9 protein-coding genes, 1 tRNA gene and 1 pseudogene are annotated in these 12,837 nt (G+C 59.2%); 4 read left to right on the top strand and 7 right to left on the bottom strand.

The window, feature by feature from the left end:
* Nucleotides 1-108: 108 nt before the first annotated feature.
* Nucleotides 109-1,395 (top strand): ABC transporter substrate-binding protein, encoded by a 1,287-nt coding sequence (locus HJB84_RS17155; protein ID WP_221116445.1) that lies wholly within the window; start codon nt 109-111, stop codon nt 1,393-1,395.
* 64 nt (nt 1,396-1,459) lie between these two features.
* On the opposite strand, the gene HJB84_RS17150 is transcribed toward HJB84_RS17155, so the two are convergent.
* Genes HJB84_RS17150 through HJB84_RS17130 form a run of 5 tightly spaced genes read right to left on the bottom strand, consistent with a single transcriptional unit; the run spans nt 1,460 to nt 6,861 of the window.
* The gene (locus tag HJB84_RS17150) at nt 1,460-2,428 is read right to left on the bottom strand and encodes a glycoside hydrolase family 26 protein (RefSeq protein WP_221116444.1); all 969 of its coding nucleotides are present in this window, start codon (nt 2,426-2,428) and stop codon (nt 1,460-1,462) included.
* 3 nt (nt 2,429-2,431) lie between these two features.
* On the bottom strand, nt 2,432-2,953 hold the full coding sequence (locus HJB84_RS17145; protein ID WP_221116443.1) for a DUF995 domain-containing protein: 522 nt from the start codon (nt 2,951-2,953) through the stop codon (nt 2,432-2,434).
* 35 nt (nt 2,954-2,988) lie between these two features.
* Entirely contained in the window at nt 2,989-4,857 is a 1,869-nt protein-coding gene (locus HJB84_RS17140) for a glycosyltransferase family 2 protein (RefSeq protein ID WP_221116442.1), read from the bottom strand.
* Entirely contained in the window at nt 4,854-5,837 is a 984-nt protein-coding gene (gene galE / locus HJB84_RS17135) for a UDP-glucose 4-epimerase GalE (RefSeq protein ID WP_221116441.1), read from the bottom strand. Before galE ends, HJB84_RS17140 begins: the two co-directional genes overlap by 4 nt.
* A 1-nt stretch (nt 5,838) precedes the next feature.
* On the bottom strand, nt 5,839-6,861 hold the full coding sequence (locus HJB84_RS17130) for a UDP-glucuronic acid decarboxylase family protein (protein ID WP_207582368.1): 1,023 nt from the start codon (nt 6,859-6,861) through the stop codon (nt 5,839-5,841).
* A 387-nt stretch (nt 6,862-7,248) separates the two neighbouring features.
* Between HJB84_RS17130 and HJB84_RS17125 the strand changes: the two genes are divergently transcribed.
* Nucleotides 7,249-7,569, top strand: coding sequence for a hypothetical protein (locus HJB84_RS17125; RefSeq protein WP_207582367.1), 321 nt, complete (start codon nt 7,249-7,251; stop codon nt 7,567-7,569).
* Between the two features lie 48 nt (nt 7,570-7,617).
* Here the strand turns inward: HJB84_RS17125 and HJB84_RS17120 are convergent, their stop codons facing one another.
* Nucleotides 7,618-8,400, bottom strand: a complete 783-nt coding sequence (locus HJB84_RS17120; protein ID WP_221116440.1) for a response regulator transcription factor — start codon at nt 8,398-8,400, stop codon at nt 7,618-7,620.
* 363 nt (nt 8,401-8,763) lie between these two features.
* Between HJB84_RS17120 and HJB84_RS33610 the strand changes: the two are divergent.
* Both HJB84_RS33610 and HJB84_RS17110 read left to right on the top strand, forming a co-directional pair.
* Nucleotides 8,764-9,096 (top strand): annotated as a pseudogene (locus tag HJB84_RS33610) (cellulose biosynthesis protein); the annotation flags it as partial.
* A gap of 134 nt (nt 9,097-9,230) precedes the next feature.
* Nucleotides 9,231-12,611, top strand: coding sequence for a DEAD/DEAH box helicase (locus HJB84_RS17110; RefSeq protein WP_221116439.1), 3,381 nt, complete (start codon nt 9,231-9,233; stop codon nt 12,609-12,611).
* Between the two features lie 100 nt (nt 12,612-12,711).
* Here the strand turns inward: HJB84_RS17110 and HJB84_RS17105 are convergent.
* Nucleotides 12,712-12,788 (bottom strand) — tRNA-Met (locus tag HJB84_RS17105).
* Nucleotides 12,789-12,837: the final 49 nt, after the last annotated feature.

Below are 12,837 nucleotides of genomic sequence, written 5' to 3'. Positions count from 1 at the left end.
AAACGTTATTTATTGCAATAATTATTTTTTTGCGTACTCTATTGCAAAATGCACGCCAACGCCGTTGGAGGATGGTAGCGGGCATGTTGCGACAAGGAGGAGGATATCATGCAGGTCAACCGCCGTTCATTTCTGATGGGTTCAGCCGGAGCAGCCGCCGGCCTCGCCTTCGGCGCGGGAAGCGCAATTCCGGCTTTTGCCGAGGACGCGTCGCTGCGCGCCATGTGGTGGGGGTCGAACGACCGCGCCAAGCGCACGCTCGAAGTCGCCAAGCTCTACCAAGCGAAGACGCCCGGCGTCACGATCGTCGGTGAATCGCTTTCGGGCGACGGCTACTGGACCAAACTCGCAACGCAGATGGCTGGCCGCTCGATCGCCGACGTCTTCCAGCTCGAGCCGGGAACGATCTCCGACTATTCCAAGCGCGGCGCGTGCATGCCGCTTGACGAATTCCTGCCTTCGACCCTGAACGTCCAGTCCTTCGGCGCCGACATGCTGAAACTGACCACCATCGACGGCAAACTCTATGGTGTCGGCCTCGGCCTCAACTCCTTCTCGATGTTCTTCGACACGGTCGAATTCGAAAAGGCGGGCATCCCGTTGCCGACACCCGACCTCACCTGGGACGAGTATGCCAAGCTCGCCGTAGAACTCGCCAAGTCCTCCGGCAAGAGCGGCGGCCCCTATGCCGCACGCTACGCCTATGTGTTCGACGCCTGGCTGCGCCAGCGCGGCAAGAGCCTCTTTGCGAAGGAAAGCGTCGGGCTCGGCTTCACAGCCGACGATGCCACCGAATGGTTCGACTACTGGGAGAAGCTTCGCAAAGCGGGGGGCACCGTTGCTGCCGACGTCCAGACGCTCGATCAGAACACCATCGACACCAATTGCCTCGGTATCGGCAAATCGGTGATCGGCATGGCCTATTCCAATCAAATGGTCGGCTATCAGCTGATCATCAAGAACAAGCTCGGCATCACCATGCTGCCGCGGGAAAAGAAGGGCGGGCCGTCGGGCCACTACTACCGTCCCGCGCTTATCTGGAGCCTCGGCGCCACGACAAAGAACGGCGAGGCAGCCGCGAAATTCATCAACTTCTTCGTCAACGATATCGAGGCCGGCAAGATTCTCGGCGTCGAGCGCGGCGTGCCGATGTCCCCGGCCGTGCGCGAAGCCATACTACCGCAGCTCAACCCGACGGAGCAGGAAACAGTCAAATACGTCAATCTTCTCAAGGATCAGGTCGGCGAATATCCGCCGCCGGTGCCGATGGGCGCAACCCAGTTCGACCAGCGCGTGCTGCGCCCGATCTGTGACGAACTCGCCTTCGAACGGATTTTGCCCGCCGATGCGGCAAGCCGGCTCATCGAAGAGGGTAAGGCGACGATCAAAGGATGATCGATCGCCCGACATGAGAGGAGAGGCCCGCAAACCCCGGCGGGCCTCTCTCCTTTCCGGGCGGTCAGTTGGCCAGGCCTTCGACGACGCGCCAGTCCGGCCGGCCGAGATCGAACGGCCAGGCATGCACATCCCGGTCGTTGAAATAGACGACTTCCTGAAGGTTCGGAAAGGCGCTCTGCTTCAGCGTCGCGGTTTCGATCCAGGGCCTGACATAGGCGTCGCCGCCTTGATAGCCGAGCTCCGCCACCCAGATCGGCTTTCCGTAGCCGGCGACGAGATCGTAACCCTGCTTCAGCGCTTCCGAAAACGTCCGATGCTTGGTGTAGGCAAGCTCGTCGTAGCGTTCCAGGCCAAAGACCGAGAGCCCGACGAGATCGACATAATCATCACCGGGATAGTAGTCCTGCAAGCCTGGCTCGCCCTTCGGCGACCACATCAGCTTAGTGCCCGGCGCCTCTTGGCGGACGATATCCATCATGCGCTTGTAGGCCGTGATATAGTCCCGCGGGTTCCATCCGGACCACGAAAACCGCCCGGACTTGTCCTCCATCTCCTGGCCCCAGCGAATGATCACTGGACTTTTCAGCTGGGATATCATCTGCGCGATCGCACGCATGTTGACATCGTAATCGCCGCGCAGGACCTTTTGACGAAGCTGGCCGGAGGTCAGCCGCCAGTCGACATCCCAGGACCACGGCTCAACCGATATCAGCAGATTGCGGCCTCTGGCCTGCGCGTAGGCATCGGCAACGCGTAGCGTCTCCAGATCGACGTCCTCCCAAGGCAGGAACAGGGCTTCGGTCGCGACATTCGATTGTGCGCCAAAATCACCATTTGGATCATAGGCGCCGAACTTGATGCCGTCGGCATGAAGAACGGGGCGTTTGTCGATGATCGTCTGGACGCCTGCAGCCGGGTTCGGGGCAATGCCCGCATATTGCATCTCGCTTCGGCCCGGCATATCGGCGACACACAGCAGCAGCACCGCCATCGCTGCAGTCGAGAGGTTTTTTTTCAGTAGCTTCTTCATGGCTCACCCTCCTTTTCGGGCTACTTCCTGGCTCAGCAGGACCTGCTTCAGGTCACGCGCTTTCGCACTGACCGAATCCATGGGAACGAGCTTGCCAAACTCGTCATCGCCGCGCACCGACGCATGACGGAAGACATACCAATTGCCGTCCGGCTGGCGCCGCTGATAGATCGTGTTGCCGATTTTGCGATGGCCGAAACAGGTGCTGGCGCGGGCCGCACCTTCTGCATTCGTCCAGGTGGCGCGCATGCAGAGCTGGCCGAGATCGTCGACCACCCACGTGCCTTCGGCGAAGGACTGTTTGCCCTTGTCATTGGTCCAGGCGACGAACCGCCGGCCGTCATCGACGAAACGACCGCCGCCGGTGTTCCAGATCCAGGTCTTGTCGCCGTAGATGCGGTAGAGCTCATAGGCGCTGAGCGGCGTCGGCGCCTTCTTGCCAGCTGCCTCGGCGCAATGTGCCGCCACCGGCAGATACAGGCTGAGAGCAAGGGCTGCTCCATAAAGTTTCGATCCTATACACATTACATCCTCCTGTTCGACACTTGCCGGACTGCCGGCTACACACCCTGTTCGTCCCGTCCCATGTTGCCGAACCCATTCCATTTGAGACGAAATTTGGTGATCCTGGTCTTGCCGCCGCCGAGGCCGGCACCGGCGACGGCAAATTGTGATTCGGTGAAACTGATGAATGGCTGGCCATGGGAAAGAGCTTCGAGGCTGCTGAGGCCATGGCTGCCCAGCTGCATGCCGCCGGTAACCCAGATCGCAAGCCCCATGGCAGTCGCAAGCCGTAGCCCGTGCGATTGCGGCAGCAGCGGCAGACTGCTCTCAATCGCATGGCGAACGACGATCAGTATCGCTAGCAACAGATAGATCGAGAGGTTTATCGCGGCGAAAATGTAAAAGCCCTGAGCGGCAGCGACCTCGCTGGCAAGCGCCATGGCGACGGCGCAAAGCCCGGCGAGCGCGATATAAGGGGCGACGACGCGCAGCGGCAAAGAATGCTGCTGCTGTTTTCCCTTCGGGGTGATGCGGAAGTCGACGAAGGAGCCGGAGATATGATCGCGAACGGCCGCAAGGCTGCCGGCGAGCGACCACGGCCAGCGCAGGAAGATGAAGGCCAGCCCCTCCCAGCCGAAAAGTTTCGCATCATGCGGTCTGAAGGTTCCCGTCGCCCGCCAGAAGACGGAAAACAGCGTCAGCACCCCCGATATGGGTAGGAAATGCAGCAGGAAATCCGGGTAGGTGACGTCGACGAAGACGTGGCCCGTCAGCAAGGCGGCAACCGGCAGCAGGAACATTACGGCCATGAAGGCGGAAAACAGCGGGTACCACAGCTGCGAGAACACGAACTGAAATTTCAGTCGCCATGGCAGATGGACGACATAGCGGCTGGAATGTTGCAGCAGAATGGTGACGAGGCTGCGCGACCACTGAAATTCCTGGACGACGAGATCGGCAAAATTCGCCGGGCCGTCGCCATGGGCGATCGCATCGACGGCATGGACGCCGCGCCAGCCGCCGGCATTCATCATCAGCGTCGTCGAATGGTCTTCGGCGAGTTCCGGGCCGAGGCCGCCGATCTGGCGAAGTGCGGCGGTGCGAACGGCATAGTGGGAACCGATGCAGAGCGGCGCCCAGCCATTGTTGTAACCTGTCTGCAGCGAACCGTGCAGGCTGGCCTCGGCATAGAGCCTGCCGCGCGCGGCCCAACTCGTACCGGCATTCGCATCGCAGATGCTCGGCGCGGAGACATAACCGATTTCAGGGTCGGTGAAGGGGCGCAGGATTTCACGGAGATAGGTCGGCGTCGGCACATGATCGGCGTCGAACTGGGCGACGAAATCATAACGCTCATAGCCGAAATGGTCGTAGAAATAGGCAAGGTTGCCTTCCTTGCATCGCGTCCGGCGCGGCCAGCTTGCGCGATGATATTCCGCCACCCCCTTTCGGGTGGAGATCAGCACGCCGTGCTGCGCGCACCAGCGCCTGGTCTCCTCGGAAGGATCCTCGTCGGCCAGCCAGACATCGAACTCGACGCCGGTCTGGTCGAGCATTGCCTGAAGCGTGGCGCGAACGACGGCAAAAGGCTCGGACGGCGCCTTGGTGACGACCATCGCCACTCGCCCTTCCGGCAGCGGAGCGCGGGGGCTGATCGTCCTCGCATCGAGAAAGATCAGGATGAAATAGGCCGGCACGAGCGTGATCCAGCCCAGTACGAGGGTAATGAGCACAAAGGCGGTCCAGGAAATGATATGGGCGGACTGGCACCACCAGATCCAGAAAAACCCAAGTGCGGCCAGCCAGCAAAGGATGCCGAAACCATAGGCGACGCGGTTCCAGCCGGTAAAAACAGGCTCGAATGCATCCGCGGTGGCGGCTTTAGCCGTACTGACGCCGTGGCCGATTTGCGAAACGTTGCTCACGCTGTCATCTCCAGTCCAAAGGTCGGGCCGGCGGTACGGATGATCGTATCGATATCCGAGAGGGTGGGAGCGAAGCCGAGTTCCGCCTTCGCTCTCGCCGTGTTGGCAAAGAGGATCGGCGGATCGCCGGCCCGGCGGGGGCGATAGCGGACGGGGACTTCACGGCCGGTCGCGCGATAGATGGCTTCGAGGATCTCGAGCACCGAGGTGCCGCGACCGGAGCCGAGATTGACGCTGAGCGAGCCGCCGTCGGCCATCAGATGATTGACGGCGGCAAGATGCGCCTGCGCGAGATCGCTGACGTGAATATAGTCGCGCACGCAGGTTCCGTCCTCGGTCGCATAGTCGGTGCCGAAGATATCCAGCCTCTCCAGCCTGCCGGCGGCAGCGAGAAGGGCGCGGGGGATTAGGTGGGTTTCCGGCTGGTGGCGCTCGGCAAGCTCACCCTCCGGATCGGCGCCGGCCGCGTTGAAATAACGCAGGGCGGCGAAGCGGATGCCATAGGCGGCGGCAAAATCCTCGAGCGCCATCTCGAAGATCAGTTTTGTGCGACCATAGGGGTTGACCGGCAGCTGCGGGCTTTCCTCGCGTATCGGCAACGAGGCGGGAACGCCATAGGTGGCGCAGCTGCTCGAAAAGACGATCCGGTTGATATCCTGGTCGAGGCAGGCCTCGAGCAGCGTCAGACTGCCGACGACGTTGTTTCGGTAATACTTCCTGGGCATCTCGACGGATTCGCCGACGTAGGCATTGGCACCGCAATGAATGACGCAATCAGGCGAAAACTCGGCAAGGGTCCGGCGCAGCGTGGCGGCGTCGGCTAGCTCGGCCCGAATAAGCGGCCCCCAGCGGACGCTGTCGGCATGTCCCGTCGAGAGATTGTCGTAGGTAACCGGGATCATGCCGGCGCGCGACAACGCTTTGCAGATATGACTGCCTATGAAACCGGCGCCGCCGGTAACCAGAATGTAGCGGGGCATCTCATACGACCTCCGCCTTCTCGGTTTCGGCGAGCAGCCCGTCGAAATAATCGACGGTGCGCGCCAGGCCGGCTTCGAGGCCGATGCGGGGTTGCCAGCCAAGATCGGCCAAGGCTCGGGAAATATCCGGCCGGCGCTGACGGGGGTCGTCGGTGACCGCAGGCAGGTGAACGATCCGGGAACGGGAATTTGTCAGGTCGCGGATGATTTCAGCCAGGCGGCGAACGGTGATCTCAGCGGGGTTGCCGAGGTTGATTGGACCGTGGCAGGCGTTGCCGGCGGCCGAGAAACGCAGGAATCCCTCGACGAGATCGTCGACATAGCAGAAAGAGCGGGTCTGCTGACCATCGCCGTAGATCGTCAGGTCTGCATTGCGCAGGGCCTGCACGATGAAATTGGAGACCACCCGGCCGTCATCCAGACGCATGCGCGGCCCATAGGTGTTGAAGATGCGGCCGACCTTGATGTCGACGCCGTAGGTCCTGTGATAGTCGAAGAACAGGGTTTCGGCGCTGCGTTTGCCTTCGTCGTAACAGGCGCGCGGTCCGATCGGGTTGACATTGCCGCAATAGGATTCCTGCTGCGGGCTCTGGCTCGGGTCGCCATAGACTTCCGATGTCGACGACTGAACGACGACAGCACCGGTCTTGCGGGCGCAATCCAAGGTGTTGACGGCGCCGAGCACATTGGTGAGCAATGTTCCCACAGGATCCCGCTGATAATCGGGCGGGGAGGCGGGCGAGGCAAAGTTGAAGATGAGCGACGCTTCGATATCGAAAGGCTGGCGAACGTCGTGCTCGACCATGTGAAAACGGGCGTTCGCGGCGAGGTGATCGACATTCACTCGGCGGCCGGTCGAAAAATTATCGAGGCAGATGACGCGGTGGCCACGCTGCAGCAGCCTTTCGCAGAGATGTGAACCGAGGAAGCCGGCCCCACCATTGACAAGAGCGGTGCCCAGTTGCCTGAGCACCGGTATACGAGTTACCTCAGAATTTCCTTCGCTGGGAACGAAACTACGCATTACAAACTCCTTCCCATGTATTTAGTCTTTTGATTTAGTTATGCACTGCATGTCTCCTCATCCGGCTGGATATTCATTGTATCGACTATCTCAACACGAATAACTTTTTAGTTATTCTTCGAATGACTGAATTACTATTTAAACAATAAGACGATTACAGCTGACGTCAACTTCAAAAATTCTGATTACCTAAAATAACTACGCAACTATTCTTCAGAATAATAAATGATTAATCATTTTATTCCTGCTTCTCACGCGCCACGTGTAGCCTGAGGTCGCTTAAGCCTCACTCAATACAGCAGATGTAGAAGAAAGGAGTAAGGTTGGCCGCGCCGGATTGCGCGACCGGTCTTGCATCCGGAAGCGCCATGTGCGAGGGGTTTTGCTATGTTGAAAAAACAAGATGCAGCGCAGCCGAAAGGCTGGCGTCTATTTCGTTTTGCGATGTTCGCCTGGGGAACGACGCTTATGGCGATCGGACCGAGTGCCTGTGCGGTCGCTGACGACGACATAGCCGTCGTCGCGAAAAAAAGTGTCGTCGTGGTCGAGGCGCCGCGTGTCTCGAAAGACTATACCTATCCGGCAGATCGGCCCGAGCGCCCTGCTGCGGCAACGGTTCACGTCGCCTATCACGGCTCAGCGCCTTATATCTGCTCGCCAAGCGGCTTCGGACAGAAGTCGCACTGCTTCGCGCGCCCCTCGATCTGAAGCGACAGCGTTAAAGCATGTCGCCCAACATCGCGATACGCGTTTCGATCAGTTGCGCCACCGGCCGGACATGTCGTCATCGCCGGCGGGATGCTCATTGAAGAAGCGGGACGCAGCTTCCGTGCGGTTTCGCACGTTCATCTTTTTGTAGATATTGCGGACGTGAACCTTCACGGTGTTTTCTGATAGATGCAGCTTGTCGGCGATGATCTTGTTTTGCGTGCCCTTGCAGATGAGATCCAGTATCTGAACCTCCCGGGTGGTCAAACTGGAGATGCTGTCGCGTCTCAGCTTCAGCGCATTGCTGCGTGCCGCATCGACCGACTTTGTCTGATAGAGGGAGGGCTCCAGTTGGGCGTTCTTGTTGGTGAGGCGATTGAGAAGTGCTGAGGGAAAATGTTCGCCGCCCTTCATCAGTAGATCCACTGCGGCCATGAAGACATCGAGACGCAGGTTGAGCGGCAGGACGCCATCGATGATCCTTGCCTCCACCAGCCGGCTGACATAGGGTTCGAGCATATCGATCGCCTCGACGACGAGTCCGACGGAGGTCTCCGGATGGTTTTCGCGGGCAGCCTGCAGTGCTTCATGAAGCTCCGGCGCCGGTATATGATAGAATAAAACGAGCTTTATATCGCTGGTATCCTTTTCCAGCATCGGCTTTGTGCTCGTTATGCTTGCCACTTCACAGTTCGGAAATTTCTTTGCCAGAGCTTCTACCATGCATTCCGAAAACAGATCCGCCTTGGCAACCACCAGTATAGTATTTCCAGATGAATCCAACTTCCGTCCCTGGTCAGTATTCTCCATCCCTGAGCCTGTCATGAACATATACGCCTCCCGTAGCGTTACACTTTACTCAAACTTGGAGCGATGGCGGGTATTAAATAGTATGAAATGCCGGCCCTTGATGTCACCGCTTTATTTTTTAGACATTTCTTAATTATGTTAATACGGATTGAGAGGGAAGGAAATGGCCCAAAGTGATTAGTTTTAGCGGGCAAAAAACGATAATATACTAAGCTTTGGTTGTATTTTTACTGTGATGGGTACTTCGAGGTTATATCTGCTCCCAATATAGATCAGAGCTTGATGTAATATTTCAGTACAGATTGTTATATTTTCGTCCTGCATGGAGTGTCGTGTACGAGGCGGGCAGCCATCGAATGGTTGCTCTCAGCCCAGCGGCGAGCGCTTGCCCTGCATCAAGATGACCTGGCCGCCGAAACTTTCCGCCAGGTCGGAGAGATCGGGCCACATCTCATCCAGGCGCATTACAAACGGGGCATTGCCCTTGCGGCCAACAAGCGATTGGGCGAAGCGGAGGCAGTCTTCGCTGCGATCCAGGATGTGCATTCGGACGATCCGGCCGCACTCGACTATGCGGCCAAGGCAAGTGCAGCCCTCGAACGGATCCGCACGAGCGTCGAGCCAGCTCCTCATAAGACCGACGTCGCGCAGGAGACTGTCCTCCGCTGGGATCGGGGACGGCAGCTCAGCAAGCGACGCCGGCCGCGTCTGCATTGACGGGATTTTCGCCGGTTGCGCAAAAATGCGTTTGGGCGCTTCCTGAATGCGCAGTCGCGATGGTCTTTGATTTTGAGCTGCGATCGTTGCTAAAAGAGGTGCAAGCCTATTTTGCAACTCCTCAGTAGGAACTCATGCAGACCAATGCAGATGGCGCCGAAAGAGAACGGCTTCTGGCCATTCTCGATTTCTGGCACAAGATCGAGTTCTTCATTCCCTATGATCTATCCAGTCGTGTCGTCACAGGTGAGGGCCGAAGTGTCTTCTGGCTGCATGCAAGGACGCTTGAAGATGACGGTGCATCACTCCGCCGTCCCGCGATCCCCGAGGGGAAGCAGATCACGGGTTTTACGCTGTTCCTCGGCGTCTTCAGCAAATCCGAAGTCACCGACATCCGCAGGCGCTTCGATAGCGTTGCAGCCGATATCGCCGAATATGAGGAAGCCGAGCGCGGCGATCTCGATGGCGATACCTGCTTTGCCAGCCTGCAGCTCACGCCCTTGGGACAGCCGATCTTCGAGACATTTTCGGTCTCCACGCTTCCTTGGGCTCTGGGTCGCGTGCAGAAATCCGGCCTCTCCTCGCTCAGCTACGAGGCATTTGCCGACTGCAAGCGGCAGCTATCGGAACTGCTTCAAAATTTTCGGGCGCAGCGGCATTTGAGATCGCCATCCTTCGGGGACACAGACGATCAACCGATCGACGCCGGCGAGATTCTGACGCTGCATGAATTGCTCTGCGATTGGGCCGGCTTTGCCTCGCCTCGGGAGATGCCCATCGCCGCCGTTGAGATACGCTACAAAGACAAGGCGGAAAGGCCTGAAGTCCTGTCGCTGCCGCCTCAGCAGGAGAGCCATGCGCCCGATGCCGAGGATGAGGAGGATGACAGTGCAAGCGTTGAAGAAGAGATCGGTATCCTGAACAGCTTCTTCATCGAGGATATCGAGCGGGCGATGATGCGCGTCAAACACGGCGATATTCCCGAGCCGCTCAGGCGATATCTCACCCCGCTTGCGCAGGAGAAGCGGATCGACCTCTATACGGCGGACGGACGCCAGGCGATCGTTCGGGCCTTGCATCCGGGAAATATCAACCGCGGACGCTGGCTCAGCGAACCTTATCACGCGATGAGCCTCATGCAGCAGTTCGCGATCAATTCGGCCATCGGCGAGCTTTCGAAAACCGGACTGTTTTCGGTCAACGGCCCGCCGGGGACGGGAAAGACGACGCTGCTTCGCGATCTGTTCGCGGATAATATCGTTCGGCGCGCCTGCGTGCTCTCCTCCTTGAAGACGGCGCGCGATGCCTTCGACGGACCAGCGCGCCGCGCCATCTTCGCAGACCGGAGCACCGCCACGATATCGGCACTGATCCCGGCCCTTACCGGTTTCGAAATGGTCGTCGCCTCCTCCAACAATGCCGCCGTGGATAATATTTCGCGCGACCTTCCCAAGCGAAGCTCGATCGCCAGGGCGTCTTCCTTCCACTATCTGCAGACGGTCGCGCACAAGGTCGCTTGTCAGAAGGACAATGGTGCCGCCGTCAAGCTTTCCGACGGCGACCGTCCGTGGGGGCTGATCGCCTGCGCGCTCGGCAACTCCAGGAACCGTCGCGCCTTCAAGGAACGTTTCGCCTTCATGGAAATCACCGAAAGGCCGAATCCCGGCTGGTCCGGCGCGGCCAGGCCGCAGACCATCTGGGAATGGCTTAAGAGTTACGAGGGGCCGAGTTTCGCCGAAGCATCAACGGCCTTTGATGACGCCGATGCCCTGGTTCTTGACAAGATCGGTCAATATGCACGCTATGCCGATCTCTATGACGACATCGCCGGGGTGTCAGAGGATACGTTCTGCAGCGAGACGCTTAAAGGGGTCGGGGAAGCCGCCGCCGAACTCCGGGGCGTGCAGGGCCGTTGCGACACGGCGGCGGCCGAAATGCTGCGTCTCCGCGAAGGATTGTCGGGTCTGAAGGAGGAAGAACAGCTGCTCGACCGCAGCGCGCCTGCGTGGTGGGAGCGAGCGCTGCCGAGCAACTCTACCCGGCAGCATCGGCAAGACGTCGGCGCCAATGCGCGTCGGCAGCTGGAATTGCGCAAGGCACTGGCAGAATGCGAGGACCATCTTGCGAAAATCCATGAACCTCAGCTGGAACAGGCGTTGCTCAAGCATGAACGGGCCGAACAGGCACTGCGGTCTCGGCGGAAAATCTGGTCCAGGAAAAGAAGTGAATTCGACCGTCTGGGGGAAATTTTCAATCATCCTGCCGCACCCGACCGTCTCGCCGATCTCGAGACCGACCAGTTCCAGATCGACGGCCTGTGGCATCAGGACGAACTGGCAGGTCTGCGCTCGGCATTGTTGGAAGCAGCATTGACGCTGCATGAAGCATGGCTGGCGGAGGTTGGCAGGAAGGGCGGGGGTTTTGGTGGAAACATTGTCGCCATCAGCAAACTGCTTTCCAACAATAGCCCCGTCGATGGGGAGCACATTGTGTCGATCTGGCAAAGCCTTTTCATGATCGTTCCTATCGTCTCGACAACATTTGCCTCCTTCGCCCGGCAATTCCGCGGGCTCGAAGCTGGTTCGATCGGCTGGGTCTTTATCGATGAAGCGGGTCAGGCGGTGCCGCAAGCGGCGGTCGGGGCCCTGCTGCGGGGGCGCCGTGTCATGGCGATCGGCGATCCCCAGCAGATCGAGCCGGTCTTTACACTTCCGAGCGCGCTGATCACCGCCGCTTCGTCTCTCTCAGCCCACACGGCGACAGGACAATATTCACCGAACCGGGCGTCGGTGCAGATGCTGGCCGATGCCGCAAACCGCTACGGAACGACAGTCCCCGGCGAGGAAGCGGATGGACTCTGGATCGGCTGTCCTCTCCGGGTGCACCGGCGCTGCATCGATCCGATGTTCGGCCTTGCCAACCGGATCGCCTATCAGAACAAGATGGTATTCGGGCTGGAGAAGCGCCGCCCTGCTGGCGACGCACCGCCGTTTTATGGCGACAGCGCCTGGATCGACGTCAGGGGTAGGGTCGCGGGCAAACAGACCGTTGCAGAACAGACGGACTTCATCGTCAACGTCCTCACTGCCACATATCGCCGGAATGGCACATTGCCGGATCTCTATATCATCTCGCCGTTCAAGGAGGTCAAGAACAGCCTGAGGCAGGCTCTGGCCCATGCAGCATGGATGGACCGGAACGGAAATATGCGGTCCCCTCCATCGAGACTGTCCAGGTGGCTGCGGGAAAGGATAGGCACGGTGCATACCTTCCAGGGCAAGGAGGAAGACATCGTTTTCATGGTTCTCGGCGCCGATGCCGATCATAGCGGAGCCGCAGCCTGGGCCGCATCCAAGCCGAACCTGTTGAACGTGGCGCTGACACGCGCCAAGCGCCGCTTCTATATCGTCGGCGACCGCACTCTCTGGCAAACCTTGCCGTACTTCAGGGAGACGGCGGATGCCTTGGAGACAATTCAAGCAGGGGAATTCCTGGCTCGGAATGGTTTGGACTGACAATCCTGCTGTCGTGTGCTGATTTCACCGTCGCCTCAGAAACGCAAAAGCCCGCCATGAGGCGGGTTTTTGGGTATTGTGTGTTTGATCATGGAAGGATTGGTTGCGGGGGCAGGATTTGAACCTGCGGCCTTCAGGTTATGAGCCTGACGAGCTACCGGGCTGCTCCACCCCGCGCCATGGCAAATCCATTGGATCTGCTTGAGTATTATAACACGAAAGGCCG

The organism is Rhizobium sp. NZLR1b (assembly GCF_019685155.1).
In the GTDB taxonomy this organism is placed as follows: domain Bacteria; phylum Pseudomonadota; class Alphaproteobacteria; order Rhizobiales; family Rhizobiaceae; genus Rhizobium.
Note: the sequence above shows the minus strand (reverse complement) of the source record. Positions and strands in the feature narration are given on the sequence as shown.

Coding starts and splice junctions, on each gene's coding strand:
- HJB84_RS17120 (WP_221116440.1), bottom strand. CDS start 8,400: ATGTTCATGACAGGCTCAGGGATGGAGAATACTGACCAGGGACGGAAG.
- HJB84_RS17145 (WP_221116443.1), bottom strand. CDS start 2,953: ATGTGTATAGGATCGAAACTTTATGGAGCAGCCCTTGCTCTCAGCCTG.
- galE (WP_221116441.1), bottom strand. CDS start 5,837: ATGCCCCGCTACATTCTGGTTACCGGCGGCGCCGGTTTCATAGGCAGT.
- HJB84_RS17110 (WP_221116439.1), top strand. CDS start 9,231: ATGCAGACCAATGCAGATGGCGCCGAAAGAGAACGGCTTCTGGCCATT.
- HJB84_RS17155 (WP_221116445.1), top strand. CDS start 109: ATGCAGGTCAACCGCCGTTCATTTCTGATGGGTTCAGCCGGAGCAGCC.
- HJB84_RS17125 (WP_207582367.1), top strand. CDS start 7,249: ATGTTGAAAAAACAAGATGCAGCGCAGCCGAAAGGCTGGCGTCTATTT.
- HJB84_RS17130 (WP_207582368.1), bottom strand. CDS start 6,861: ATGCGTAGTTTCGTTCCCAGCGAAGGAAATTCTGAGGTAACTCGTATA.
- HJB84_RS17150 (WP_221116444.1), bottom strand. CDS start 2,428: ATGAAGAAGCTACTGAAAAAAAACCTCTCGACTGCAGCGATGGCGGTG.